This window comes from Mesorhizobium sp. M0276 (assembly GCF_040321755.1).
GTDB lineage: Bacteria > Pseudomonadota > Alphaproteobacteria > Rhizobiales > Rhizobiaceae > Mesorhizobium.
The window spans coordinates 142,091-168,525 of record NZ_JAMYSC010000009.1 but is presented as its reverse complement, the minus strand read 5'-3'; the positions used below and the strand labels follow the sequence as shown (position 1 = coordinate 168,525).

Here is a 26,435-nt window from a genome sequence, read left to right as displayed (position 1 = left end):
TGGCCCACTCTGTGCAGAATAGCCTGCACTCAAAAGTCGCGGCGCCACCAATCCGCCCCCCCGGCCGGGCCCCTATTTACACAACGACACCCCGGCCAACGTTCCTGTTCGGGGGCCTGTCTTTCAGATATTTTTGTCGTTCAGCCCTTCAGCTTTGCGTTGCACAGGCTGTAGAAGCCGCCGCCCTTCTGGATCCACTTGAGACCGCCAAGCGCGTTGGCGTCCTTGAGGGCATAGTACTGGTCGAGGCAAGTATGCATGCGGCCCTTGCCGGGGGTCTCGCTGGTATATTTCGGCGAGATCGCGGACGGGAAAGTGACGCCCTTGGGCGCAACCGTGGTCGGCTTCGCCGGCTCTTTGGTGTAGCTCGCCTCGTCGGCGGCCGGCACGGTGTCGTCATCGGACGCGCTGGCGCCGCATTCGGTCTTGCGGAAGTCGTTCCACTTCATGCCTTTCAGCGTGTTGGCCGTCTTGGCAGCCTGATACTTCGTGCTGCATTCGGCCATGCTCAGCCCTTTGCCGCCACTGTCGGCGGGAGCCGCGGCGGCCTTGGTGGTTGCCGGCTTGGCGGCGGCCGATGCACCGGCGGCGCATTCGGACTTGCGGAAGTCGTTCCACTTCATGCCGTTCAGCGTGCCGGCGGCCTTCGCCGCCTGATACTTGGCGCTGCATTCCTTCGCCGTCAGACCCTTGGCCGTGCTGTCCTCGGCCGCAGCGGCCGCCTTGGCCGGCTTCGTCTCGGCTGCCTTCTTGGTGTCGGCAGCTTTCTTGGTGTCGGCTGCCTTCGTGTCGGTTGCTTTGGTTTCGGTTGCCTTGGTGTCGGTCTTGGCCGCGGCGTCGGTGCCGCACTGGGCCTTGCGGAACTGGTTCCAGGTCGCCCCGGCGAGTGTCCCGGCATCCTTGGCGGCGTTGTATTTCGTGCTGCACTCGGCCATCGTCAGTGCGTTGGCGGGCGCGGCCAGAAACAAGGTCGCGACGGCGAGGCCGGTCAAAGTGGCAAGTCGGTGGATGAGCATAGCGTTTCTCCGTTGCAGCAGCCCATGTTACGTCCCGGCGAATCAATAACGCTCAACGGTCGGTTGCGCCAGATACTAAGTAGCGTATATATCGCCGAAAGCTGGGCTTTGCCGATAAGGTGATGAAATCGTTGCCCGTTGCCGGCTTCAGAGCAAGAGTTTCCAGGTGCATCTGCGCTGAAAGGTTCGCATGACTGGTATTTTGCAGCATGGCAGTTTCAGCATGTTAGGTTGCAGCCATGTTGTGTGCAGTGCACAACAATGATTTTCTAAGGATTGGTAACATATAATCACACAATGTGATCATGGCGCCCTGGCCAATTGTGGCATGACGTGCCGGGGAAGAAACGTTGAGGAATCGGGCTAGCATGGCAGGGAATTATTTCGGCACGGACGGCATTCGCGGGCGCGCCAACAAGTTTCCGATGACCGCGGAGATCGCGATGCGGGTCGGCATGGCCGCCGGCCTCTCCTTCCAGCGCGGCAGCCACCGTCATCGCGTCGTGCTCGGCAAGGACACCAGGCTTTCCGGCTATATGATCGAGAATGCCATGGTCGCCGGTCTTTGTGCCGCCGGCATGGACGTGTTCCTGCTCGGCCCGATCCCGACTCCGGCGGTTGCCATGCTGGTGCGTTCGCTGCGCGCCGATATCGGCGTCATGATCTCTGCTTCGCACAATCCCTACTATGACAACGGCATCAAGCTGTTCGGACCCGACGGCTACAAGCTCTCCGACGAGATCGAGGAGCGCATCGAGAGCATGCTCGACAAGGACATCGAGCTGGCGCTCGCCGATTCCGACGGGCTTGGCCGCGCCAAGCGGGTCGACGGCGTGCATGACCGCTACATCGAATTCGCCAAGCGCACCTTGCCGCGCTCGATGTCACTTTCCGGGCTCAGGATCGTCGTCGACTGCGCCAATGGCGCGGCCTACAAGGTGGCGCCCGAGGCGCTGTGGGAACTGGGCGCCGAAGTCGTCGCCATCAATGTCGAGCCCAACGGCTTCAACATCAACAAGGAATGCGGCTCGACCCATCCCGCTGGCCTTCAGAAGAAGGTCCACGAAGTGCGCGCTGACATCGGCATCGCGCTTGACGGCGATGCCGACCGGGTCGTCATCGTCGATGAGAACGGGGCGATTGTCGACGGTGACCAGATCATGGCACTGATTGCAGAATCCTGGCATCAGAGCGGGCGGCTTGCCGGCGGCGGCGTCGTTTCGACGGTCATGTCCAATCTCGGGCTCGAGCGCTTCCTCGGCGACATGAAGCTGCAATTGCACCGCACCAAGGTCGGCGACCGTTATGTCGTCGAGCATATGCGCGCGCACGGGCTGAATGTCGGCGGCGAACAATCCGGCCATATCGTGCTGTCGGACTTCTCGACCACCGGCGACGGCCTGGTTTCGGCACTGCAGGTACTGGCCTGCATCAAGCGGCAGGGGCGGCCGGTCAGCGAACTGTCGAAGAAGTTCGAACCGGTGCCGCAGCTTCTGAAGAACGTCCATATTTCCGGCGGCAAGCCGCTCGAGCAAGCGCCGGTCAAGGCAGCCATCGAGGATGCCCGTAACCGCCTCGGCAAGGCCGGGCGGCTGGTTATTCGGCCCTCCGGCACGGAGCCGCTGATCCGCGTCATGGCCGAGGGCGACGACCCGCAATTGGTCGAGTCCGTCGTCAATGGCATCGTTGAGGTTATCTCCGAAACGCGCAGCGCAGCTTAATCACAAGCCCGCCCGCGAGGGTGCCGCACTCATATCTTCGCCAGCTCAAGCCCGCCCTTCCGGCGGGCTTTTTTGGTCGGTCCGGCGGTCGATTCCGACATCCTGAAACCGCTCAACGATCCCTCGAAGTGTCGGGATTCGTGGTTAAGCAACAGGGTTAAACGCCTTTTAACCTTTGCACTTCATTATCCACGACTGAAAAGCAATTGCATTCGGACCGATGGCCGTTCCGAACTTCTCAGGGGTGACAAGCATGTTCAATACAGCCAGAAAGGTCCTGCTCGCCTTACTGTTCGCAGGTCTGGCAGGACCACTGTTCGCGGCCGACCTGCCGGAACCGGTGGTCGAGGAGGCTCCGCCTCCGGCCGTCTACGAGCAGCCGGTCGAAGTCGGCGGCTGGTACATCCGCGGCGACATCGACTATCACAAGTCGACCCTGCGCGGCATCGACTATATGACCTACACCGTCGATCCCTGTAACTGTACGGTCATTCCCGGCAGCAAGAGTTTCGACTTCGGCAAGCTCAAGGGCGGTTTCTCGCTCGGTGCCGGCGTCGGCTACAAGATCAACGACCATTTCCGTACCGATCTGACAGCCGACTACTGGTTCAAGTCGAACTTCAACGGCGGCACATCGGATATCAACGGAACATCGACCGAAGTGTCGAAAATGAGCGCCTTGCTGCTGCTGGCCAACGCCTATGTCGATCTCGGCACCTATAGTGGCATCACGCCTTACGTCGGCGCCGGCATCGGCGGTGCGCGCGTCAAGTGGGATACTGTCTACGACCCGAACACCACCGAGACCAACCCGGGAGCGTCCAACTGGCGCTTCGCCTACGCTCTGATGGCCGGCGCTTCCTACTGCCTGACCGACAAGATCATCCTCGACGCGGGCTATCGCTTCAGCCACATCCAGGGCGGCCGAATGTTCGAATGGGATGTCAGCAGCTCCGGCCCCGGCTTCGATCGCGGCATCAACACACACGAGGTTCGCGGTGGCCTGCGTTACCAGTTCGGCGGCAACAACGGTTGCGCAGCGCCGGTCGTGGCCTACCAGCCCGAACCCGAGCCGATCTACACCAAGTAACACCGGCATTACCTGAAATTCTCGTGAGCCGTCCGGCACCAGCCGGGCGGCTTTCGTTTGAGCCCTATGTAATGAAAGCTCGGCCGAAATGAATTCGCTAACGCTCTGTTAGCCTTAACCGGCACTTAACCACTATGGTTAACAATGCTCCCTGAAACGATGGCTGCCGTTGCTATTGCCAGCGGGCCAAATTCGGGAGTCGGGGACCATGAGAATCATTTCGCGTGCGGCGCTGGCGCTTGGCGCCTTAGCCCTCTTGCCGCTGGCGACCTTGCATGCTGCCGACTACAATCCGCCGATCTATGTCGACCAGGCGCCCGACTATGTGCCGGTCGAGGTCGGCTCCGGCTGGTATTTGCGCGGCGATATCGGTTACGCCTTCAGTCATCCGTTCAAACATGAGGAAACATCGAGCGGTCCGCTCGACAGTTTTACTGATGAGAGCAGCCTTTTCACGGGCAGCATCGGTATGGGCTATCATGTTAACGACTATCTCAGGGTCGAGCTGAACGGCGGGATTCTACCAACCGACAAATTCGGCGAGCACGCGAAGCTCGCCGCCACCTGCGACGGTCATACGCTCGAGGCCGACGGATTTGGAAATATCAATTCCGTTCCGGTCTCACAGGCATGCGATCTCTCCGACAACGCCTCCAACAAAGGCTACAGCATCATGGCCAACGGCTATGTGGATCTGGGCACTTACGTTGGGCTCACTCCCTATATCGGCGGTGGCATTGGTCTTGCTTACAACAAATATTTCAGAAGCATAGGCGCACGCGACTGCGTGGAAACACCGACCAATTCCGGCGGCACCGGCGGGTTTTTCTGCGACGATCCCGCCGGCTATGAAGGTCAGACCGACAGCGAGGGCAAGTTCAACCTAGCCTACTCGATCGGTGCAGGACTTTCCTATCAGGTCACCAAAAACGTTTCTGTGGATCTCGGCTACGAATATTTCTCGGTGCCGAGCGCAAAATACGTCGCCTTTGATGGCGGTGCCTTCAATATCCGCAAGGGTATCGACTACCAGACGGTCAAGCTCGGGCTGCGTTACGACCTCTGGTAGGTGCTACGCATAAGAAGAACAGGACGGGCGGATCCTCGGGTCCGCCACTCCCGGTTTTGCGCCGTGACATTTTCGTACAGATCGCTGGTATCCTGCCCGCGACAAAAACTTTCCTCTTGACGCCCGAGGCCTGAACGCATATCGCCGTCCGTGGGCCACCCCTCCCCAACGAGGGGCCACTATCTGGAAGGATAGACCACGATGACGACGCATGCGAAGCCCGGACTGCGTCCGGCAAACCCTAATTTTTCCTCAGGTCCCTGCGCGAAGCGCCCCGGCTGGTCAGTCGAGGCCCTGAAAACTGCAGCGCTTGGCCGTTCCCATCGCGCCAAAATCGGCAAGGCCAAGCTCGAACAGTCGATTTCGCTGACGCGGGAAATTCTCCAGGTCCCGGCGGACTACCGCATCGGCATCGTGCCGGCATCGGACACCGGCGCGGTCGAGATGGCGCTGTGGTCGCTGCTCGGCGAGCGCGGCGTCGACATGGTCGCTTGGGAGAGCTTTGGCTCCGGCTGGGTCACCGACGTGGTCAAGCAATTGAAGCTCGCCGACGTGCGCAAGATCGAAGCCGGCTACGGCGAACTGCCCGACCTCGCGAAGATCGATTTCGACCGCGATGTGGTCTTCACCTGGAACGGCACCACGTCCGGCGTGCGCGTGCCGAACGGCGATTTCATCCCTGCGGATCGCCAGGGCCTGACCATCTGCGACGCGACTTCGGCTGCCTTCGCACAGAGGCTCGACTTTGAAAAACTCGATGTCGTCACCTTCTCCTGGCAGAAGGTGTTGGGCGGCGAGGGCGCGCACGGCATGCTCATCCTGTCGCCCCGCGCCGTCGAGCGGCTGGAAACGTACAAGCCTTCATGGCCGCTGCCGAAAATCTTCCGCCTGACCTCGGGCGGCAAGCTGATCGAGGGCATTTTCAAGGGCGAGACCATCAACACCCCCTCGATGCTGTGCGTCGAGGACTATCTCGATGCGCTCAACTGGGCGAAGTCGATTGGGGGCCTCGACGCGCTGATCGCCAGGGCGGACGCCAATGCGGCTGTCCTCGATCGCTTTGTCGCCAAGTCCGCGTGGCTCGGTCATCTCGCCGTCCAACCGGCGACGCGGTCGAACACGTCCGTGTGTCTGTCCTTCACCGATCCGGATGTGTCCGCGCTCGATGCCGATGGGCAAGCGACTTTCGCCAAGGGACTGGTGTCGGTGCTCGACAAGGAAGGGGTCGCCTACGACATCGGCGCGTATCGCGACGCACCGCCCGGCCTGCGCATCTGGTGCGGCGCGACCGTCGAGACGTCGGATCTCGAAGCATTGCTGCCTTGGCTCGACTGGGCCTTCGCTGCGCAGAAGGCGTCGCTGAAAGCGGCGGCCTGAGATTTTCAGTGGCGGCCTTCGGCCGCCCATCCCCAACAATCCATTTCAAGGAGGCCGCTATGGCGCCCCGCGTTCTCGTCTCAGACAAACTCTCTCCCACAGCCGTTCAGATCTTCAAGGATCGCGGCGTCGAGGTCGACTATCTGCCCGATCTCGGCAAGGACAAGGAAAAGCTGCTCGAAGTGATCGGCCAGTATGATGGCCTCGCCATCCGCTCGGCGACCAAGGTCACCGAAAAATTGATCAACGCCGCCACAAAGCTCAAAGTCGTCGGCCGCGCCGGCATCGGCGTCGACAATGTCGACATCCCGGCGGCGAGCCGCAAGGGCATCATCGTGATGAACACGCCCTTCGGCAATTCGATCACGACAGCCGAACATGCGGTGGCGATGATCTTCGCGCTTGCCCGCCAGATCCCGGAAGCCAACGCTTCGACCCATGCCGGCAAATGGGAGAAGAACCGCTTCATGGGCGTTGAGATCACCGGCAAGACGCTGGGAGTCATTGGCTGCGGCAATATCGGCTCGATCGTCGCGACTCGCGGCGTCGGCCTGAAGATGCATGTCGTCGCCTTCGACCCGTTCCTGTCGGACAAACGCGCCGAGGAACTCGGCGTGGAGAAGGTCGAGCTGGACGAGCTTTTCGCCCGCGCCGACTTCATCACGCTGCACACGCCGCTGACCGACAAGACGCGCAACATCATCGACGCCGCGGCAATTGCCAAGATGAAGAACGGCGTACGCATCATCAACTGCGCCCGCGGCGGGCTGATCGTCGAGGCCGACCTTGTGGCGGCGTTGAAGAGCGGCAAGGTGGCAGGTGCAGGCGTCGACGTGTTCGAGGTCGAGCCGGCCGAGCAGAATGCGTTGTTCGGCATGGAGAATGTCGTGGCGACGCCGCATCTCGGCGCCTCGACGGCGGAAGCGCAAGAGAATGTCGCGCTGCAGGTCGCCGAGCAGATGGCCGATTATCTGATCAAGGGTGCCGTCTCCAATGCCATCAACATGCCGTCGATCACCGCCGAGGAAGCCCCGCGACTGAAGCCCTTCGTCAAGCTTGCCGAAGTGCTCGGCGCCTTTGTCGGCCAGGTCACCGAAGACCCGATCACGGAGGTCGAGATCCTGTTCGACGGCTCGACGGCGACAATGAACACCCGCGCGCTGATCAGTGCCGCGCTTGCCGGGCTGATCCGGCCGCAGGTCTCCGACGTCAACATGGTGTCGGCGCCGATCATGGTGAAGGAGCGCGGCATCATCGTTGCCGAGGTCAAGCGCGACAAGTCGGGCGTGTTCGACGGCTACATCAAGCTGACGGTAACGACCGAGCACAAGACGCGCTCGATCGCCGGCACCTGCTTCTCCGACGGCAAGCCGCGTTTCATCCAGATCAAGGGCATCAATCTCGATGCCGAGGTCGGCCAGCATATGCTCTACACGACCAATGCCGACGCGCCGGGCATCGTCGGCCTGCTAGGCACCGTCTGCGGCGAGAACGGCGTCAACATCGCCAACTTCCAGCTTGGCCGCAACCGGCCGGGAGGCGATGCCATCGCGCTGCTCTATCTCGACGCGCCGTTCCCGGAGGCCGTCCTGGAAAAGGTCAGGAAGCACAAGTCGATCGACTCGGCCAAACGGCTGCAGTTCGACATCAACGCCGTGTGATCCCGGACTTGCCGTGAAAGATCGAAAGGCGCGGCCTGGTCCGCGCCTTTTTGTTCAGCGTGTCCTGGCTGTTGGCAGGTTTGCTGCCTTGCGCCCGCTGTATTCGGCAAGCCCGATGCCGCCCAGCACGAGCGCCAGCGCCAGCGCCTGATAGAGCTGGAACGTCTCGCCGACGATCAGCACCGACAGCAGCGTGCCGAAGATCGGCACCAGATTGATGAACAAGCCGGCGCGGTTGGCGCCGATCAGTTCGTTGCCCCTGATGTAGAAGATCTGCGAGATGACCGAGGCGCCGATTGCGGTATAGACGATGACCGCCCAGCCGCGCGCGTCGGGCACGATAACCTTGCCGGCAGCGACCTCCCACAGAAAGAAGGGCACCGAGGTAACGAGAGCGGCAACCGACAGGGCGAGCATCAGGCTCTGCCAATGCATCACCGGTTTCAACCGCAGCCCGACCGAATAGCCGCTGTAGAGAAACACGGCGACCAGCATGATGGCGTCGCCGAAATTGAGCTCCAGCGTCAACAGCCGGCGTGGGTCGCCGTGGCAGGCGGTCAGGATCACGCCGGCGATGGTCAGAATGACGCCGACAATCTGCGCCCAGTTCACGCGCAGGCGGAAGAAGATGAAATTGGCTGTCATGATCAGGATCGGCATCGCCGCCTGCTCGATCGAGACGTTGATCGCCGTCGTATAGTTGAGCGCCGTGTAGAAGATGGTGTTGAACAGAGTGAAACCGCTGGCACCGAGGGCCGCGAGGATGACCCAGTGCTTGCGCACCAGCGGCCAGTCCTTGCGTATCGTCTTCCAGCCGATCGGCAGCATGATCGCCGCGGCCAGCACCCAGCGCAGGAAGACCAGCGTCATCGGCGAGACGTGATCGACTGCCAGCTTGCCGGCCACCGAGTTGCCACCCCACAGCAAGGTGGTGAGCAGCAGGACTATGTAGGCGCTTCGATGCATCGTGGGATTCCGGCCGCGGGGCCGCGGTGGTTGTCGGCCTATTGCCCCCGTGCGTCCAAGTAAATGATGTTAAGCCCGAAAATTGTTATGCCTCAGGGCATTTTCGGCGGCAAAGAAAGGTCGCGCTCGCGAGGTCTTGACGTTATAGAGGCCTGTCGTTTCGAACCATATTCAAGCCGCTTGGCGGCGTCTCAAGGGAAAAGAAACATGGCCAATGTGGTGGTCGTCGGCTCGCAATGGGGCGATGAAGGCAAGGGCAAGATCGTCGACTGGCTGTCGGAGCGCGCCGATGTCGTCGTGCGTTTTCAGGGCGGCCACAATGCCGGCCACACGCTGGTCGTCGACGGCAAGGTCTACAAACTGTCGTTGCTTCCGTCGGGCGTCGTGCGCCAGGGCAAGCTGTCCATCATCGGCAATGGCGTCGTTTTCGACCCACACGCCTTCGTCGCCGAAGTGGCCAAGCTCAAGGCGCAAGGTGTCGAGGTGACGCCGGACCGCCTGAAAATAGCCGAAAACACAGCGCTTATCCTGTCGCTGCACCGAGAACTGGACGGATTCCGCGAGGACGCAGCTTCCAATTCCGGAACGAAGATTGGCACGACCCGTCGTGGCATCGGCCCCGCCTATGAGGACAAGGTGGGCCGGCGCGCGGTCAGGGTGATGGATTTGGCGGATTTGGAAACGCTGCCCTTGAAGGTCGACAGGCTGCTGACTCACCACAATGCGCTGCGTCGTGGGCTTGGCCATGCCGAAGTCACGCATGACGCCATCATGCAGGAATTAACCTCGGTCGGGCACGAGATCCTGCCCTATATGGACCGGGTCTGGAAAATCCTCGACGACAAGCGCCGGGCTGGCGAGCGCATCCTGTTCGAGGGCGCGCAAGGCACGCTGCTCGATATCGACCATGGTACCTATCCGTTCGTCACCTCGTCGAACACGGTCGCCGGACAGGCCGCCGCCGGCTCCGGCGTCGGCCCGGGCGCCATCGGCTATGTGCTCGGCATCACCAAGGCTTACACGACGCGCGTCGGCGAAGGTCCGTTCCCGACCGAGCAGAGGAACGAGGTCGGCGAATTCCTCGGCACGCGCGGCCACGAATTCGGCGTCGTCACCGGCCGCAAGCGACGCTGCGGCTGGTTCGACGCCGTGCTGGTGCGCCAGGCCGTCGCCGTCAACGGCATCAAGGGCATCGCGCTGACCAAGCTCGACGTGCTCGACGGGCTGGACGAGATCAAGGTCTGCACCGGCTACCGGCTGGATGGCGAGATGATCGACTATCTGCCGGCCAGCCAGGGCGCGCAGGCGCGCGTCGAACCGGTCTACGAGACGCTGGAGGGCTGGAAAGGCACCACCGCCGGCGCGCGCAGCTGGAACGATCTGCCGGCCCAGGCGGTCAAATATGTTCGCTACATCGAGGAGCTGATCGGTGCCCCGGTCGCGCTCCTTTCCACCAGCCCGGAACGGGACGACACGATACTTGTGACCGATCCGTTTCAAGACTAGTTTCTCAGCCTTTCCGGGCATAGCGGCTGATTTGCGGGGGCCGGCGCGGAAACAAAATACAGGTCGACTGAAGCATGGCAGATTTCGTTTTTGTTCTGAAGAAAGCGATAGACGGTCTCGGCGATCCGTCGCCAGAGATGCGGGCGAAGGTCTACGAAAAGGCCCGCTCTACGATCGCAGCGAAGATTGCCCAGCGCGATCCGCCGCTTTCGCCGGAGGATGTCGCAAAGCAGAAACGCGGTCTGGAAGATGCCATAGCGAACGTCGAGCGGGACTATGCCAAGAGCGTGCCGGAGACCGACCCGCTCGCGGAACTGGAACACATCTTTTCCTCGATCGATCGCAACAAGAACCAGCCAAGCCACACGCGGCAACCGGCCAAGGCGGAGCCGGCCTGGCCGGCACCGCCTGCGGCCAAGCCTGAACCTTATCAACCCGCGCCGCCACCTGCCTCCAAGGTCGAGCCAAGCTGGCAAAGGCCAACGCCGGCGCCTGCCCAGCCGGCTCGCGCCGATACGCCCCTTCCAGCTATGGACGCTGAGGAGGCCGACGACGGTGTCGATGTGTTTTCCAGCAACGAAGAGCCGGCGTCGGACACTTTCCAGCGCCTGCGCCCGGCGGAGCGTAAGCGCAGCTACGGCGGGCTGATCGCCGCCGCCGTCGCGCTTCTGGTCATCGCCGGTGGCGGCTACGGCATCTGGCTGAACAAGGACGCCTTCGGCAAGATGCTCGGGCTCGACGGCACCAAGGTCGCGACAAAGACCGAACCCGTGAAGCCGGCACCTGCCAAGCCGGCAACCACCGCCGCCGCGCCGGCGCCAGCGCCAGCGCCCGCAGCTGGCGGCACGGAAGCTGAAAGCACGAAATTCACCCAACGGCTGACGCCGCAAGGCAGTGAAGTCGACCCGGGCCCGGCCGGCGGACAAAGCGGCATCGGCGAAGGCGAATCGGTCGCTGCGCTGACCACGCCGCCCTCGGCGACCAACGCGCCGCCGATTTCCGCACCGGCCGCCGGCACTCCTCCCGCGGCTACGCCTCCGGCGGCAGGTGCCGCCCCCGCAACACCGCCTGCCAACGGAGCTGCCCCGGCGGCGCCGGCCAACGCCGCCGCCACTCCGCCAGCACCGGCGGGTGCTGCGCCGGCGGCACCGGCCACCGCGCCGGCGGAAACCGCGCTGCCGGTCGGCCAGAAGGCGATCTTCTACGAGGAGCGCACCAGCACCGCCCAGGGCTCGGCGGAGCCGGGCAACATCGTCTGGTCGCTGGTACAGGAATCGCCCGGTGGCGACCTGCCGCCGGAGCCGGCGATCCGCGCCGAGGCGACCATTCCCGGCAAGGACATCCAGTTGCGCATGACGATCCGCCGCAACACCGACCAGACACTGCCGGCCAGCCATATCATCGAGATGATCTTCCTGACGCCGGACGGCTTTGAAGGCGGAGGCGTCGACAACATTCTGCGTGTCGCCATGAAGGGTTCGGAACAGGATGCCGGCAGTCCGCTGATCGGCATTCCGGCCAAGATCGCCGACGGTTTCTTCCTCGTCGCGCTGAACGACACAAAGGCCGACGAAGACGCCAACATGACCTTGCTGCGTGGCCAAGACTGGATCGACGTGCCGGTCGTCTACAAGACCGGCCGGCGGGCATTGCTGACCATGGAAAAAGGCATTCCCGGCGAGAAGGTGTTCGACGAGGCGATCAAGGCCTGGCAGGCGAAGACGGCGGGCTGAGACGGGCGCCAGCTGCGGTGCGCTCAGAAGCCTTGGAACAGCATGTCGAGTGCGGCGACGATGTCGTCGTGGTGCTTCATAAGGTTCAGTCGACTTTCGCCTAATTCACTGGCAGGAACGGTGGCAATCAGATGTGTTGCCATAACCAGCTTTCGACCGTTGATCTCAAAGATCGGATGAAGCTTTCGCATCGGCGGTGGAACAGTCGCGATCGGCAGAAGCGGGACGACCGCCCGCGTTTTGAAGTAGTCGAGGAGCTCGGACTGAACGTCGAGCAAATAGCGGCCCTCGATTTGATCGCCGAAGACATCATAGCGGGGCATCAGAATTGCCGGTACTCTTCCAGCGGAATGCCGTGTTTTTCGACATAGTCATTCCACGCGTCCATGGTGGCGCGGTTCTCAAGTTTCCATAGGCGCGCTTTTTCGGCCGCCACCGCTTCCGCGATGCCAGCCTCTGCAGCGCGAGAGACATTCACGTCAAGGCCCTTGGCTTCCCGCATGAGATTTGAATCGATCGATAGATTTGCTGGCTGACGGGTCGCATTCACGGCAATCTTACGCATAGTAGCCTCCGCAACATGCGCATAATATATGCGCACTTTCGCGTCGCTGCAATAATCAGAAGGTGCATAATCAGAAGGTGCTGATGCGGTGAGACTACCCTTCCATCTCTTCGCGCAGCATCTCCAGTTCCAGCCATTCCTCCTCCAGTGCTGCCAGCGTGGCGCGCTCCTTGTCGAGCGCGGCGATCGTCTTCTGGAACGAGGCCGGATCGCGCTCGTAATAGGCCGGATCGGCGATGTTGTTCTCGAGCCTTGAGATCGACGCCATCACAGCTTCGATTTTCTTGGGCAGCGATTCCAGCGCGAATTTCTGCTTGAACGACAGCTTCTTCGCCGGCCCCTTTGGCGTTGTGGACTCGCTCTTGCCTGGTGCGGGCGCTTCACCGTTTTCGGCCTTCGCCCGTGCCTTGCGGTCGTCCAGCCTGGTGCCGCCGCGCTGCGCCAGCATGTCGGAATAACCGCCGGCATATTCGATCCAGCGGCCGTCGCCATCCGGCGCGATCAGGCTGGTCACGGTGCGGTCGAGGAAATCACGGTCGTGGCTGACCAGGATGACCGTTCCGGCAAACCCGGCGACCAGTTCCTGCAGAAGCTCCAGCGTCTCCATGTCGAGATCGTTGGTCGGCTCATCGAGAACCAGAAGGTTTGCCGGCCGGGCCAGCACGCGGGCCAGCAACAGCCGAGCTCGCTCGCCGCCGGACAGTTCCCGCACCGGCGTGCGCGCCTGCTCCGGCTTGAACAGGAAATCCTTCATGTACGAGACGACATGGCGCTGCTCGCCATTGATGACGAGGTTTTCGCCGCGTCCGTCGGTGAGATACTGCGCCAAGGTCTCCTGCGGGTCGACCGCCTCGCGCTTCTGGTCGAGCGTGGCGATTTCCAGATTGGTGCCGAGCCGCACCGAACCGACATCGGGCTTCATCTCGCCGGTCAGCATCTTCAGCAGCGTCGTCTTGCCGGCACCGTTCGGCCCGACCAGGCCGACCCGATCGCCGCGCTGGATGCGAGTCGAAAACCCCTTGACCACGGTGAGATCGCCAAAGCTCTTCTCGATATTCTTGGCCTCGATCACCAGCTTGCCGGATTCTGCGGCATCGCTGGCCACCATAGTGGCCGATCCTTCGGCCCCGCGATGGCCGCGAAAACGCTGGCGCATGGTCTGCAATTCGCCCAACCGGCGCATGTTGCGTTTGCGCCGCGCCGTCACGCCATAGCGCAGCCAGTGCTCCTCACGCACGATCTGGCGGCCAAGCTTGTGCTGCTCGCGCTCTTCTTCCTCCAGCACCAGGTCGCGCCATTCCTCGAAATGACCAAAGCCCTTGTCCAACCTGCGGGTCTGGCCGCGATCGAGCCAGACCGTGGCGCGCGATACACGCTCGAGGAAGCGGCGGTCGTGCGAGATGACGATCAGTGCAGACGAGGTGCGGACAAGCTCCTCCTCCAGCCATTCGATCACGGATAGATCGAGATGGTTGGTCGGCTCATCGAGCAGCAGGATGTCGGGTTCGGGCGCCATGACGCGGGCAAGGGCGGCGCGCCTCGCCTCGCCGCCGGATAGGTCGTTGGGCCGCTCCTCGCCAGACAAGCCGAGATGCTCCATCAGATAGCTGGCGCGGTACGGGTCGTCGGCGGGGCCAAGTCCGGCCTCGACATACGCCCGAACACTGGCAAAACCCTCCATGTCGGGCATCTGCGGCAAATAGCGTATGGTCGCCGAAGGCTGGCGGAACACCTCGCCGTCCTGCGGCTCGATCAGGCCGGCGGCTATCTTCAGCAGCGTCGACTTGCCCGACCCGTTGCGGCCGACCAGCGCGATCTTGTCGCCTGCCGACGCCGTCAAGGCGGCACCATCGAGCAGCGGCGCGCCGCCGAAGGTCAGTTTTATACCGTCGAGATTGAGAAGGGGCGGGGCCATATCAGCTTTCAGGCAAGGGATAGGGATGGGCGAGCAGTATCGCGCGGCCGTGGCCCAGCGCGATTTCGAGGCGGCCCCTGACCTCATTGGAAATGGTCAGCGACGAGCCAAACGCCACCCCGACGTGGTTCAGCGGCCATTTGGCGCCGGTGACGGTCAGGCCGGCGAGTTGGGAAAAGCCGAGCACCGAAAACAACGTGCCGTCGGCATAGTCGAAGCCAGCCTTGCCGTGGAGCAAGGGGACACCCTCCTGCGCGCCGCTGGTTAAAAGCACATCCGTCCCGGCCTCGGCCAGCCGCAGGGCCAGCGCCAGATGCAGGAAGGCGTGGTCGGCGCGCTTGCCGCCGAAGGCGCCGGCGAGCACCAGGCTGGTCGCGCCGAGCTCCAGTGCGGCGGCGATGGCCAGTTCGCCATCAGTCTTGTCCTTTTCGGCCGGGAAAGTCCGGCGGGGAACAGTCGCGAGATCGTCCGGCAGGTTGGCCGGCACGGAATCGAAATCCCCCACCCACAGCTCCGGGACAAGGCTGAGCAGTCGCGCATGGCCGATGCCGGCGTCGGCGGCAATCACGCGGGAGCCTTCGACCTGGCGGTCGAGCCGTGGCGTGCGGATGAGGTCGCCGCCAAGCAGGATGGTGAATGTGCTCATATCGTGTGGCCCTTACCAGCCCGGCAACGGAAACGGAAGGCGGCAAACTCCCACTTGCGTGGGGGATCGGCCCGGCCTATGTGTCGAAACGCTCTAACGGGGTGCCGGACGCGATCTTCGCGGACCGGCTGAGAGGCAGTCTCGCCAACCCGCTGAACCTGATCCGGTTTGTACCGGCGGAGGGATTAGACGTTTCGGACAGTCCGACGCCTCAATTCCTTTCAATTCGAACGAAGGAGGCGCCGATGCGCACGCTCTTATACGCTCTTGTCTCAGCCATGACCTTGGTCTTGTCCGGACCGGCCTTGGCCAAGGACAAACTCACCGTCTACACCTATGAAAGCTTCACCGCCGACTGGGGTCCGGGTCCCGTGGTGAAGAAGGAATTCGAGGCCGAATGCGGTTGCGATGTCGAGTTCGTCTCGGTCGCCGACGGCGTCGCGCTGCTCAACCGCGTCAGGCTGGAAGGCGCATCGACCAAGGCTGATATCGTGCTCGGCCTCGACACCAATCTGACCGCCGACGCCAAGGCCACCGGCCTGTTCGCACCGCATGGCGCGGTGGCGGACGTCTCTGTGCCGGGCGGCTGGAGCGACGACACTTTTGTCCCCTTCGATTACGGCTATTTCGCTGTCGTCTACGACACCGAGAAGCTGAAGAGCCCGCCGAAGAGCCTGAAGGAACTGGTCGAAGGCAGCACCGACGACAAGATCGTCATTCAGGATCCGCGCACCTCGACGCCGGGCCTTGGCCTGCTGTTGTGGGTCAAGTCTGTCTATGGCGACAAGGCGCCGGAGGCCTGGGCCAAGCTGAAGGCGAAGGTGCTGACGGTGACGCCGGGCTGGAGTGAGGCCTACGGCCTGTTCACCAAGGGCGAAGCGCCGATGGTGCTGTCCTATACGACCTCGCCGGCCTACCACATGGTCGCCGAGAAGACAGAGCGCTACCAGGCTGCCTCTTTCGAGGAGGGTGAATATCTCCAGATCGAGGTCGCGGGCATCACCACGACAGGGGCCAAGAACCCGCTGGCGGCAAAGTTCATGGCCTTCATGACAGGGCCGAAATTCCAGGATGCCATCCCCGAAACCAACTGGATGTTCCCGGCCGGGAAGACCGAAAAGCCGCTCAACCCGGCCTTCGACAAACTGGTCAAGCCGACCAAGACATTGTTGCTCAGCCCCGAGCAGGTCGCCGCCAACCGCAAGGCCTGGGTGGATGAGTGGCTGACGGCGATGAGCAAGTAGGGCTCAGCCACCTCGGATGTTTGCGCCAAGCCACCCCCCTCTGGCCTACCGGCCATCTCCCCCTCAAGGGGGGAGATCAGCTACTTTGCTGGGGGCTCGTCCCCGGCAACGTTGGAGGTTGGCGAAGGCATGGGTAACGGCTAATCTCCCCCCTAGCGGGGGAGACGTCCGGCAGGACGGAGGGGGGCGCGACGGAGCGCGGCCTTCGCTAAGAACCTCAAGTCAGGTGGCCCAGCGTGCAACGCGCGTCTGACCCCCGCATCACAGCTGGCATCCTGGCGCTCGCCGCCATCGCGCTGCTCATCGGCGGCGCATTTGCCGGCCTGCTTTTCGAAGGCGGCCACGACCTCTCTGGCGCCTGGGCAGCCTTCGATCCCTATCTCCTGCGCGTCGTGCGCTTCACGCTCTGGCAAGCGGTATTGTCGACGCTGCTCTCCGTCGTGCCTGCACTGTTCGTCGCACGCGCTATGTCGCGGCACCCACGCTTCTTCGGCCGCGCCTTCATCCTGCAACTGTTCGCCGTACCGTTGGCGCTGCCGGCCATCGTCGCGGCACTCGGCGTGCTGGCGCTTTATGGCCGCGCCGGCTATTTCGCAGGCGTGCTCACGGTGATCGGCGGTGGAAGCTGGCCGGGTATCTACGGCCTGTCGGGCATTCTCGTCGCCCATGTCTTCTTCAACCTGCCGCTGGCGACAAGGCTGTTCCTCGAGGCGCTGCAGACTATACCAGCCGACCAATGGCGGCTGGCGAGCCAGCTCGGCATGGTGGCGCGCCCGGCATTCAGGCTGATCGAATGGCCAACGCTGCGTGCCGCATTGCCGGGTGTCGCCGGGCTTATCTTCATGCTCTGCATCACATCCTTCACGATCGTGCTGACGCTCGGCGGCGGGCCGGCCGCGACGACGCTGGAGGTCGGCATCTACCAGGCGCTGCGCTTCGATTTCGATCCCGCGCGGGCGGTGACGCTGACGCTGCTGCAGATCGTCCTGACCTTTATCGTGGTGCTGGCCCTGACGCGGCTTGGCGCCAATGTGGTCGGCGACACCAACCTGCCGGTTGCCCAACGCCGCTATCTCTCCGTCAACAGGAGCGAGAGCTGGCTGAACGCCATGCTCATCGTCTTGGCGCTGCTGTTCGTCGTCGGGCCGATGGCGGCGACGGTGTCGGCCGGGTTGAGTGCCGACCTCGGCCGGCTGGCTGGTGAGGCCACTGTCCGACAGGCGACTCTGACCAGTGCGGTGCTGGCCTTGCTGTCTGCGCTGCTCTCGGTGATGCTGTCGCTGGCGCTGACCATGGCGCGGCGGGCACTGGCGTTGAACCGCCGCGCTGGTCCCCGGACAATGCTAGAGCATGTCACGGATTCAGGCGCCGGCTTTGTCCTGGTCGTGCCGCCGATCGTCGTCGGCGCCGGCTGGTTCCTGTTGTTGCGCCATGTCGGCGATGTCTTCGCCATCGCCCCGGTCATGGTCGTTACCGTCAACGCGGTGATGGCGATGCCGTTCGCCCTGCGCGCCGTCCGTCCCGCCTACGATGCGGCCAGCGAGCGTCACGAACGGCTCTGCGCACAGCTCGGCATAGCGGGCTGGAACCGATTGGTTCTGGTTGACTGGCCGTCGCTGCGGCGGCCGCTCGCCACCGCCTTCGCTTTCGCCATGGCCCTGTCGCTCGGCGATCTCGGCGTCATTGCCTTGTTCGGCAGTGATTCCGTGCAGACATTGCCCTACCTTCTCCTGGCGCGCATGGGGAGCTACCGCACCGCGGATGCCGCCAGCCTGGCACTGCTGCTGGGCCTCGTCTGCCTCGCGCTGATCGTGGCGGCGCACTGGCTGGGAAGGGAGAGGGTCCGGGATGCTTGATGGAAAGGTCAGCCGGCTCGAAAAAGGCGCGCCGGTGCGGCTGGACAGGGTGTCGTTCAGCTACGGAGAGATGCCGCTCGTCTTCGACGTCGAGTTCGCCACGTCGAAGATCACCGCCATCATGGGGCCGAGCGGGTCGGGCAAGTCGACCCTGCTCAATCTGGTCGCCGGCTTCGAGATGCCACAGTCGGGCCGCGTGCTGATCGGGGGCGCCGACGTCAGCGCCGACCCGGCCTCGGCGCGGCCGGTATCGATGGTGTTCCAGGAGAACAACCTCTTCGCCCATCTTTCCGTCGAGCAGAATGTCGGGCTCGGCCGCTCGCCAGCCCTGCGGCTGACCGAGGCGGACCGCGCCGCGATCGCCGAAGCACTTGTGCGCACCGGTCTTGGAGGCAAGGAAAAGCGCCTGCCGCGCGAACTTTCCGGCGGGGAACGCCAGCGCGTCGCATTGGCCCGTGTCCTGGTGCGCAACCGGCCGGTGCTGCTGCTCGATGAACCCTTCGCGTCGCTCGGGCCCGCTTTGCGCGATGATATGCTGGATCTGGTCGCCGCCGTTCATGCCGAGCGTGGCATGACGGTGCTGTTTGTCACCCACCAGCCTGAAGACGCTCGCCGCATCGGCGAGCACATGGTGTTTCTCGACAATGGAATGGTCGCGGCAATCGGCAAGGCAGATGATTTCTTCACTGGGGCTGGTCCCGAAGTGTTCCGGCGCTATATCGGCGAGAGTGGCGGTTTATCACGAGATATTGCCCGGAAGCGGACATAATTTACGGTCAAACCGGCTCCAGGCGATGTGGCGCTTGCTTGCCATGACTGGAGGAGTGTGGCTAGGTCCGACCTGCTGGTCCGGCACAGGACGTGATTTGCCTGCAGCATCCGCCGCCCGCCCGAGGGACGTGCAACGGATGCTGCAGCAGTTTAAGATAGCGCATGACGTGTTCCGAAGATCGCCCCCGGTTTTCGTGGTTATGCGCCGGGACCCGAAAGGAAACCGTTCTGGCGATCGGCGTTGATAGACTACGAATGAATCCGCTGGCGCGTTTTCTTGCGCTGGCCGGTTTTGCCGTGGCGCTGGCGAGCTGCCAGATGTTCATGCCGCCGGAAGTACAGGAGTCCGGCTTCCAGCCTTCCGACAAGCCGATCACGGTCGACAACGTTGGCGCCAACAACAAGCTCGCCGAACTGGCCAAAGCGCAGCACCCGCGCATCCTGGCGACTTATGGCGGCGAATATTCCGACCCCAAGCTCGAGCGCATGGTCGCCAAGGTGGTCGGCAATCTGACGGTGGTGTCTGCCAACCCGACGCAGACCTATCGCATCACCATCCTGAATTCGCCCAACGTCAACGCCTTCGCGCTGCCCGGCGGCTATCTCTACATCACCCGGGGCCTGCTGGCGCTGGCCAATGATTCGGCTGAGCTTGCCGCTGTCATCGCCCATGAAATGGGCCACGTCACCGCCAATCACGGCCTGCAGCGCCAGCAGCTGGAGGCCGAGGAGGGCCTGGCGACGAAAGTGGTTTCCGATGTGCTGGGCGACAGCCCGACCGCCAAGGCGGCGCTGATCCGCGGCAAGCTGAGGCTGGCGCAATTCTCCCGCAACCAAGAGCTGGAAGCCGACGCCATCGGCATCAAATCGATCGGCGAAGCCGGCTACGATCCTTTCGCCGCCGGCCGCTTCCTGCAGTCGATGTCGGCCTATACGGACTTTCGTTCGATCAGCGGCGCCACCGATGCCAGCCTCGACTTCCTGGCCACGCACCCCAACACGCCGCAGCGCATCGATCTGGCGCAGCGCCATGCCCGCCAGTTCGGCGCGCCGGGCGTCGGCTCGCGCGACCGCGATTCCTTCCTCGCCGGCATAGACGGCCTGCTTTATGGCGACACGCCTGAAGAAGGCTATGTGCGCGGCGAAACCTTCCTGCATCCGGGCCTCGGCGTGTCCTTCTCGGTGCCGCAGGGTTTCATCATCGACAATTCGGCGGCCGCGGTGACGGCAACCGGTCCCGGCGATATGGCGATCCGCTTCGACGGCGTCTCGATCGACAAGAACCGCGCGCTGACCGACTATATCCGCAGCGGCTGGGTGGCCGGCCTCGACGACAGCAGCGTCAAGCAGGAGACGATCAACGGCAACGAGGCGGCGACGGCGCATGCCGGCGCCGAAGGATGGCAGTTCGACATTGCCGTGATCCGTGCCGGCGGTCAGGTCTACCGGCTGTTGACTGCGGCACCTTCGGCCAGCACCTCGCTGGATGCGGTCGCGCGTTCGGTCAGCGGATCTTTCCGTATCCTGAGTGCTGCCGAAAAGGCCGCGTTGAAGCCACTGCATATCCGCGTCGTCACCGTCCAGCCAGGGCAGACGATGGGTTCGCTTTCGGCTCAGATGGTTGGCGTCGATCGCAAGCTCGACCTGTTCCGCGTGCTCAATGCGCTGTCGCCGGGCGCCGCGGTTTCTGCCGGCGACAAGGTCAAGATCGTCACCGACAAATAAGAGCTCGCTGCGAATTCATTTGCTGAACGTCTGTTACAGATCAGGCGGCAGTCGCCATGAACTCCGGGTTCTGCTTCACCAACGCCACCTTGAGCTTTTCCATGGCGCGGGCCTCGATCTGGCGGACACGTTCCTTGGAAATGCCGAGCGTCTCGCCGAGCGCTTCGAGTGTCGCGCCCTCGTCATTCAGCCGGCGCTCCTCGATGATCCTCAGCTCCCGTGCGTTGAGCGCGCGCAGCGCCTCCCTCAGCCATAGCGAGCGGCGCGCGACATCGATCTTGTCTCCGACGATCTCGTCGGGCAGCGGATCGTCGGAGACCAGGAAATCCATGCGCTCGGTCGAACCCGCATCATCGGCAACCGGCATGTTGAGCGAGGAATCGGGTGCCGACAGGCGCGAATCCATCATCGCCACATCGGCTTCGGAGACGCCGAGTGTCTCCGACACTTCGCGGTATAGGGTCGCGTTCGACAGCGGCTCGGCGCCATTCGCCAGCCGGGCGCGCAGGCGCCGCAAGTTGAAGAACAGCGCTTTTTGCGCCGAACTGGTGCCGCCGCGCACAATCGACCAGTTGCGCAGGATGTAGTCCTGCATCGAGGCGCGGATCCACCACGTCGCGTAGGTCGAAAACCGCACCTCGCGCTCCGGCTCGAAGCGGGCGGCGGCTTCAAGCAGGCCGACGTGGCCCTCCTGGATCAGATCGCCGAGCGGCAGGCCGTAGTGGCGGAATTTCGAGGCCATGGAAATGACCAGCCGCATATGGGCGACGGTGATGCTGTGCAATGCGTTCTGGTCGTTGTCCTCTTTCCAGAGCAATGCCAGCCGATGCTCTTCGTCACGTTCGAGGTAGGGAGCCTTCATTGCCGCGCGGACCATGATCCGTCCTGCCGTGTCTTCCATCATGAGGCGCTCCCTGGCTCAGGCGATGCGGATGACTTTGCAAACTTGGCTGGCGCCCGGTTGAAATAGCGGCGTCGTGCCCTAGAACTGCCAGAACGTGCGGTACGCCGGAAAGGTTCCCTGGTTGTTGCCAGGCGGATCAGGTTGCTTGAACGATGTCTGCAGGACCGGTGACAGCCTCGATCGCCGCCAAGAAACGCCATTTGGAGAATCCAATTTCAGAAACGTGTGATTTTCGAAATCCGGTTCCTTATTTTCTCACCTCGCATCTGGCAGTTTCCAGCGCTCACACAATGCCGGATATCCGGCCAAGGACGGGATCACAGAAAAATGAAATGGCTGAAGTCGCTCATTATCGCCGGAACGCTGCAGGCTCTGGCTGTCACCGCAGGCAATGCCGGCGCCAATCTCGACCAGATCAAGCAGGCCGGAGTCATCAAGGTCGGCACGGAAGGCACCTATGCGCCATTCACCTATCATGACACTTCCGGCGCCCTGGTCGGCTTCGATGTCGAAATCGCCAAGGCGATCGCCGACAAGCTCGGCGTCAAGGCCGAGTTCCTCGAAGGCAAGTGGGACGGGCTGATCGCCGGCCTCGACGCCAATCGCTATGACGCCGTCATCAATGAAGTCGGCATTACCGATGCCCGCAAGGCCAAGTACGCCTTCTCCGATCCTTACATCGCCTCCAAAGCAGTGCTGATCGTGCGCGGCGACAACACCGACATCAAGACGTTCGCCGATCTCAAGGGCAAGAAGTCGGCGCAGTCGCTGACCTCGAATTTCGGCAAGCTGGCCGAGGCGAACGGCGCCGAATTGGTCGGCACCGATGGCTTCGACCAGTCGATCCAGCTGCTTTTGACCGGCCGTGCCGACGCCACCATCAATGACAGCCTGTCGTTCCTCGACTTCAAGAAGCATAAGCCCGACGCCAATGTGAAGATTGCCGCGCAAGAAGAAAACGCCGACTATTCCGGCGTCATCGTGCGCAAGGGCGATCCGGAACTTGTTGCGGCGATCAACAAAGCGCTGGCCGACATCAAGGCCGATGGCACCTACCAGAAGATCGCCGACACCTATTTCGGCCAGGACGTTTCGAAGTAAGCTGGTGAGGTGGGCCGGTCTCCGGCCCACGAGACATATCAAGCGGCGAGCCGTCTTTGACCGGCCGCCGCTTTTGTCGTGATATGTCTGACGCATTCACGCCTTGATGAACCGCCTCGACCATTGGAGAATCTTACGTGCCGCACTGGCTGCAACTGATGCTGGAGTCACTGCCTTCGCTGTTGTGGGCGGCGCTGATCTTCACCGTTCCGCTGACGCTGTTGTCCTTCGCTCTCGGCTTGACGGTCGGCCTGGGTGCTGCGCTCGCCCGGCTGTTCGGACCGAAGCCCCTGGTCGCGCTAGTGCGCTTCTACGTCTGGATTTTTCGCGGCACGCCGCTCCTGGTTCAGCTGTTCCTGATCTTCTACGGCCTGCCGTCGGTCGGCATTCTGCTCGATGCCTTCACCGCGGCGTTGATCGGCTTCACGCTCAACATAGGCGCCTACACGTCGGAGATCATCCGCGCCGCGATAGGCTCGGTGCCGAAGGGCCAGTGGGAGGCCGGCTATTCGATCGGCATGACCTGGAGCCAGGCGATGCGGCGCACCATCCTGCCGCAGGCCGGCCGGGTCGCGGTGCCGCCGCTCTCCAACACTTTCATCTCGCTGGTCAAGGACACGTCGCTGGCGGCCGCGATCACCGTGCCGGAAATGTTCCAGGCGGCGCAGCGCATCGTCGCCACCACCTATGAGCCGCTTATCCTCTATGTCGAGGCGGCGATGCTCTATCTGGCGATGAGTTCGGTGCTGTCGGCCTTGCAGACGCGACTGGAAACCCGGCTCAACCGCTATGGCGGCTTCCTGGAGGCGCGCTCATGATCGGCCTCACCAACATCGAGAAACGCTTCGGCGACAATCTTGTGCTGAAGGGCGTGACGGTCACCATTGCCGAAGGCAGCGTTACAGCGCTGGTCGGGCCTTCAGGCGGCGGCAAAAGCACCTTGCTGCGCTGCGTTAACCTCCTGGAGATCCCGACTTCGGGCACGGTGCGCATCGGTGACGAGGCGCTGGAATTCCACCCCGGCGTCAGGGTTCCGGCCAGGGATATCCAGCGCCTGCGGCTGCAGACCGGCATGGTGTTCCAGAACTTCCAGCTGTTTCCGCATCGCACCGCGATCGAAAACGTCATGGAAGGGCTGGTGACGGTGCTGAAATGGCCGCCGGAGAGGGCACGCGAGCGGGCACTCGCCCTGCTGGAAAAAGTTGGGATGGTGCACAAGGCGGATGCCTGGCCGGCGACGCTGTCGGGCGGCCAGCAGCAGCGCGTGGCGATCGCGCGTGCCTTGGCGCCGTCGCCGAAGGTTCTGCTCTGCGACGAGCCGACCTCGGCGCTTGACCCGGAACTGGCGCAAGAGGTGGTAGACGTGCTCGGCAAGCTCGCCAGCGAAGGCACGACGATGGTGATGGCGACGCATGATCTGCGCCTCGCCTCCAAGATCGCCCAGGAAGTGGTGTTTCTCGATGCCGGCGTCATCGTCGAGAAAGGGCCGGCCGCGCTGCTGTTCGGCAATCCCGAGAAGCAACGGACGAAGCGGTTTATTGCGACACTGAAGCAGGAGGCGGAGAAGGAAAGTGGCGGCGACGGATCGCTGTAGCTTTATCGTCCCAAAAAAACCCGGCGCGAGGCCGGGTTTTCATGAAATTCAAAGGCGAAAAGCTCAGGCAGCTTCTTCCTGCTCGGCTTCCTCATTGTCAGCCTTGGCGCCACGCTTAGGACCCTTGTTGAGGTTGACCTCGATCAGGCGCACGGCTTCGGTTTCCGACATGCGATTGACGGCCGCGATCTCGCGGGCCATGCGGTCGAGCGCTGCCTCATAGAGCTGGCGTTCGGAATAGGACTGCTCCGGCTGGTTGTCGGCGCGGTAGAGGTCGCGCACAACTTCCGAGATCGAGATCAGGTCGCCGGAATTGATCTTCGCATCATATTCCTGGGCGCGGCGCGACCACATGGTGCGCTTGACCCGGGCGCGACCCTGCACGACCTTCAGCGCGCGCTCGACATAGTCCTCTTCCGACAGCTTGCGCATGCCGATGGAGGTCGCCTTGGCGACCGGCACCTTCAGGCGCATCTTGTCCTTCGAGAAGTCGATGACGAATAGTTCCAGCTTATGTCCAGCAACTTCCTGCTCGTCGATCGACACGATCTGGCCGACGCCGTGCGCCGGGTAGACGATGTACTCGCCGGTCTTAAAACCGTGACGCGCAGCGGTGGACTTTTTCTGCGGGGTGATCGTAGCCATTACGCCCTGAACTCCTTGTTGTGGTACCGGCGTCCTGCCGGCCCGAACTCGCGCGATCGGGGGAGCCGATCGTTTGCCGCACAACAGATGACCCACCGGAAAAGCCGGACCGGCAAACGCAATATTGCGACCGCCTGGCCCAGATCGCTCTGGTCCGGAATGGGATTTTCACCTTTCAGTGATTTGGGGCGTCTGCGCCATAAATCGACGTGTGTCACCGGCATATTTGGCTCATGTAACACAAAAAGTCGGAAGAATCAAGGTTTTGCTGCATAAGCGAACGCCACAGGTCAACGCCGCCTGTCAAGGCGGTTAATGTGACGTGCCCCTTACCCCGCGTAATTCAGGCCTTTGCGGCCGTGTTGTCAATCGCCTTCGCCGGGCTCGGGCGAGAAGTATTTCTCGAACTTGCCGGCCTCGCCGTCGAAGGATTTGGCGTCGGCCGGTGGCTCCTTCTTGGCGGTGATGTTGGGCCATTTATCGGCATATTCGGTGTTGATCTGCAGCCACTTGTCGAGCCCCGGCTCGGTGTCGGGCTTGATCGCGTCGGCCGGGCATTCCGGCTCGCAGACGCCACAGTCGATGCACTCGTCGGGATGGATGACGAGCATGTTCTCGCCTTCGTAGAAACAGTCGACCGGACAGACCTCGATGCAGTCCATATATTTGCATTTGATGCAATTGTCGGTCACGACATAGGTCATCGGTCGGCTCCGGTACGTCCCATTTTTGTTGGGCTTTTTCCGTCAGGTAACGCCTTTATCGGCCGCTTGCAAGGGTAGGGATTGCGGGTGGTGCCGGTGTTTCGGGAATGGAATACCAGACAGCAGGCCCGGCGGAAGTCAGCCATGTCCTGCGAAACGTCTTGATTGCCGGGTTCAGTTCTGCCTCAGGCGTGTCGTCGTCCCATTCCCGCTGCGTGTTCCTGTATGTCAGGTTCAGTCTTCGCCGAGCAAGCGGTCGGTCTGCCGGCGTTCCTTCTTGGTCGGGCGGCCGCTACCGGCCTCGCGCAGCCCCGGAATTGCATCAGGAGGGGCTTCGCCCTTCGGCGCGGGCGGTGGCGAGATATCTTCGTACAGCGTGCGGGCCTCTTCGGCCGGGCCGCGTCGAGCACCGGCGCCAAGCACCTTCCAGACGAAGATGCGCCGCTCGAGCGTGATGGTCAGCACGTCGCCAGGCTTGACCAGATCGGAGGCCTGCGCTGCTTTGTCGCGATTGATGCGCACGCGGCCGGCGACCACCAGTTTCGCTGCCAGCGAGCGTGATTTCACGGCGCGCGAGAAGAATAGCCATTTGTCGATGCGCTGGCGGCCTTCGACGACCATCGAGG

At 62.9% G+C, this 26,435-nt stretch carries 24 protein-coding genes and 1 riboswitch; of the genes, 14 read left to right on the top strand and 10 right to left on the bottom strand.

The genetic code is table 11. From position 1 onward, the window contains the following. Positions 1-140: 140 nt before the first annotated feature. Positions 141-1,016, bottom strand: coding sequence for a hypothetical protein (locus NKJ01_RS09895; protein ID WP_352727612.1), 876 nt, complete (start codon positions 1,014-1,016; stop codon positions 141-143). 368 nt (positions 1,017-1,384) lie between these two features. On the opposite strand from NKJ01_RS09895, the gene glmM reads away from it, so the two are divergent. The 5 genes from glmM (at position 1,385) to serA (ending at position 7,934) form a co-directional block, all read left to right on the top strand. After that, on the top strand, positions 1,385-2,737 hold the full coding sequence (glmM, locus tag NKJ01_RS09890) for a phosphoglucosamine mutase (RefSeq protein WP_352605727.1): 1,353 nt from the start codon (positions 1,385-1,387) through the stop codon (positions 2,735-2,737). 253 nt (positions 2,738-2,990) lie between these two features. Next, positions 2,991-3,827, top strand: a complete 837-nt coding sequence (locus tag NKJ01_RS09885) for an outer membrane protein (RefSeq protein ID WP_352727611.1) — start codon at positions 2,991-2,993, stop codon at positions 3,825-3,827. 256 nt (positions 3,828-4,083) lie between these two features. Next, positions 4,084-4,896: an outer membrane protein gene (locus tag NKJ01_RS09880; RefSeq protein WP_352727610.1), complete on the top strand. Its 813-nt coding sequence runs from the start codon at positions 4,084-4,086 to the stop codon at positions 4,894-4,896. A 201-nt stretch (positions 4,897-5,097) separates the two neighbouring features. Next, positions 5,098-6,273 (top strand): phosphoserine transaminase, encoded by a 1,176-nt coding sequence (locus NKJ01_RS09875; RefSeq protein ID WP_352727609.1) that lies wholly within the window; start codon positions 5,098-5,100, stop codon positions 6,271-6,273. A 59-nt stretch (positions 6,274-6,332) separates the two neighbouring features. Further along, positions 6,333-7,934, top strand: a complete 1,602-nt coding sequence (gene serA / locus NKJ01_RS09870; protein WP_023758665.1) for a phosphoglycerate dehydrogenase — start codon at positions 6,333-6,335, stop codon at positions 7,932-7,934. A gap of 54 nt (positions 7,935-7,988) precedes the next feature. Here the strand turns inward: serA and NKJ01_RS09865 are convergent, their stop codons facing one another. Beyond that, positions 7,989-8,900 carry a DMT family transporter gene (locus NKJ01_RS09865; RefSeq protein WP_352727608.1) on the bottom strand — a complete coding sequence of 304 codons (912 nt, stop codon included), beginning with the start codon at positions 8,898-8,900 and terminating at the stop codon, positions 7,989-7,991. A 207-nt stretch (positions 8,901-9,107) separates the two neighbouring features. On the opposite strand from NKJ01_RS09865, the gene NKJ01_RS09860 reads away from it, so the two are divergent. Then, positions 9,108-10,406 carry an adenylosuccinate synthase gene (locus NKJ01_RS09860; protein ID WP_023758667.1) on the top strand — a complete coding sequence of 433 codons (1,299 nt, stop codon included), beginning with the start codon at positions 9,108-9,110 and terminating at the stop codon, positions 10,404-10,406. A 74-nt stretch (positions 10,407-10,480) separates the two neighbouring features. Then, on the top strand, positions 10,481-12,139 hold the full coding sequence (locus NKJ01_RS09855; RefSeq protein ID WP_352727607.1) for a hypothetical protein: 1,659 nt from the start codon (positions 10,481-10,483) through the stop codon (positions 12,137-12,139). Between the two features lie 23 nt (positions 12,140-12,162). Here NKJ01_RS09855 and NKJ01_RS09850 read toward each other — a convergent pair whose 3' ends face one another. The 4 genes from NKJ01_RS09850 to NKJ01_RS09835 form a co-directional block, all read right to left on the bottom strand. After that, entirely contained in the window at positions 12,163-12,462 is a 300-nt protein-coding gene (locus tag NKJ01_RS09850; protein WP_023762867.1) for a CcdB family protein, read from the bottom strand. Then, complete coding sequence (locus NKJ01_RS09845; protein WP_352727606.1) at positions 12,462-12,704, bottom strand: type II toxin-antitoxin system CcdA family antitoxin; 243 nt, start codon at positions 12,702-12,704, stop codon at positions 12,462-12,464. Before NKJ01_RS09845 ends, NKJ01_RS09850 begins: the two co-directional genes overlap by 1 nt. Positions 12,705-12,798: 94 nt before the next feature. Beyond that, entirely contained in the window at positions 12,799-14,619 is a 1,821-nt protein-coding gene (locus NKJ01_RS09840; protein WP_352727605.1) for an ABC-F family ATP-binding cassette domain-containing protein, read from the bottom strand. Position 14,620: 1 nt separating this feature from the next. After that, a complete protein-coding gene (locus NKJ01_RS09835) occupies positions 14,621-15,265 on the bottom strand; it encodes a thiamine diphosphokinase (protein ID WP_352727604.1) in 645 nt (214 codons plus the stop codon). A gap of 87 nt (positions 15,266-15,352) precedes the next feature. Then, a riboswitch (TPP riboswitch) is annotated at positions 15,353-15,467 on the top strand. 43 nt (positions 15,468-15,510) lie between these two features. Here NKJ01_RS09835 and thiB point away from each other — a divergent pair. The 4 genes from thiB (at position 15,511) to NKJ01_RS09815 (ending at position 20,861) form a co-directional block, all read left to right on the top strand. Further along, complete coding sequence (gene thiB / locus NKJ01_RS09830; protein WP_352727603.1) at positions 15,511-16,509, top strand: thiamine ABC transporter substrate binding subunit; 999 nt, start codon at positions 15,511-15,513, stop codon at positions 16,507-16,509. Positions 16,510-16,745: 236 nt separating this feature from the next. Then, entirely contained in the window at positions 16,746-18,365 is a 1,620-nt protein-coding gene (gene thiP / locus NKJ01_RS09825) for a thiamine/thiamine pyrophosphate ABC transporter permease (protein WP_352727602.1), read from the top strand. After that, positions 18,358-19,134, top strand: coding sequence for a thiamine ABC transporter ATP-binding protein (gene thiQ / locus NKJ01_RS09820; protein WP_352727601.1), 777 nt, complete (start codon positions 18,358-18,360; stop codon positions 19,132-19,134). Before thiP ends, thiQ begins: the two co-directional genes overlap by 8 nt. 257 nt (positions 19,135-19,391) lie before the next feature. Continuing rightward, positions 19,392-20,861, top strand: coding sequence for a M48 family metalloprotease (locus NKJ01_RS09815; RefSeq protein ID WP_023762874.1), 1,470 nt, complete (start codon positions 19,392-19,394; stop codon positions 20,859-20,861). 40 nt (positions 20,862-20,901) lie between these two features. Here NKJ01_RS09815 and NKJ01_RS09810 read toward each other — a convergent pair whose 3' ends face one another. Further along, the gene (locus NKJ01_RS09810) at positions 20,902-21,765 is read right to left on the bottom strand and encodes an RNA polymerase factor sigma-32 (protein ID WP_023762875.1); all 864 of its coding nucleotides are present in this window, start codon (positions 21,763-21,765) and stop codon (positions 20,902-20,904) included. 327 nt (positions 21,766-22,092) lie between these two features. Between NKJ01_RS09810 and NKJ01_RS09805 the strand changes: the two genes are divergently transcribed. From NKJ01_RS09805 to NKJ01_RS09795, 3 genes are all read left to right on the top strand, one after another. Next, positions 22,093-22,866 (top strand): amino acid ABC transporter substrate-binding protein, encoded by a 774-nt coding sequence (locus NKJ01_RS09805; protein ID WP_023762876.1) that lies wholly within the window; start codon positions 22,093-22,095, stop codon positions 22,864-22,866. Between the two features lie 137 nt (positions 22,867-23,003). After that, complete coding sequence (locus NKJ01_RS09800) at positions 23,004-23,684, top strand: amino acid ABC transporter permease (RefSeq protein ID WP_031261363.1); 681 nt, start codon at positions 23,004-23,006, stop codon at positions 23,682-23,684. After that, positions 23,681-24,460 (top strand): amino acid ABC transporter ATP-binding protein, encoded by a 780-nt coding sequence (locus NKJ01_RS09795; RefSeq protein ID WP_352727600.1) that lies wholly within the window; start codon positions 23,681-23,683, stop codon positions 24,458-24,460. Before NKJ01_RS09800 ends, NKJ01_RS09795 begins: the two co-directional genes overlap by 4 nt. 63 nt (positions 24,461-24,523) lie before the next feature. Here NKJ01_RS09795 and NKJ01_RS09790 read toward each other — a convergent pair whose 3' ends face one another. The 3 genes from NKJ01_RS09790 to NKJ01_RS09780 form a co-directional block, all read right to left on the bottom strand. After that, positions 24,524-25,105, bottom strand: a complete 582-nt coding sequence (locus tag NKJ01_RS09790; protein WP_013529179.1) for a CarD family transcriptional regulator — start codon at positions 25,103-25,105, stop codon at positions 24,524-24,526. 365 nt (positions 25,106-25,470) lie between these two features. After that, positions 25,471-25,809 (bottom strand): ferredoxin FdxA, encoded by a 339-nt coding sequence (gene fdxA, locus NKJ01_RS09785; RefSeq protein ID WP_023762879.1) that lies wholly within the window; start codon positions 25,807-25,809, stop codon positions 25,471-25,473. Positions 25,810-26,043: 234 nt separating this feature from the next. After that, positions 26,044-26,430 (bottom strand): RNA-binding S4 domain-containing protein, encoded by a 387-nt coding sequence (locus NKJ01_RS09780; protein ID WP_352727599.1) that lies wholly within the window; start codon positions 26,428-26,430, stop codon positions 26,044-26,046. Positions 26,431-26,435: the final 5 nt, after the last annotated feature.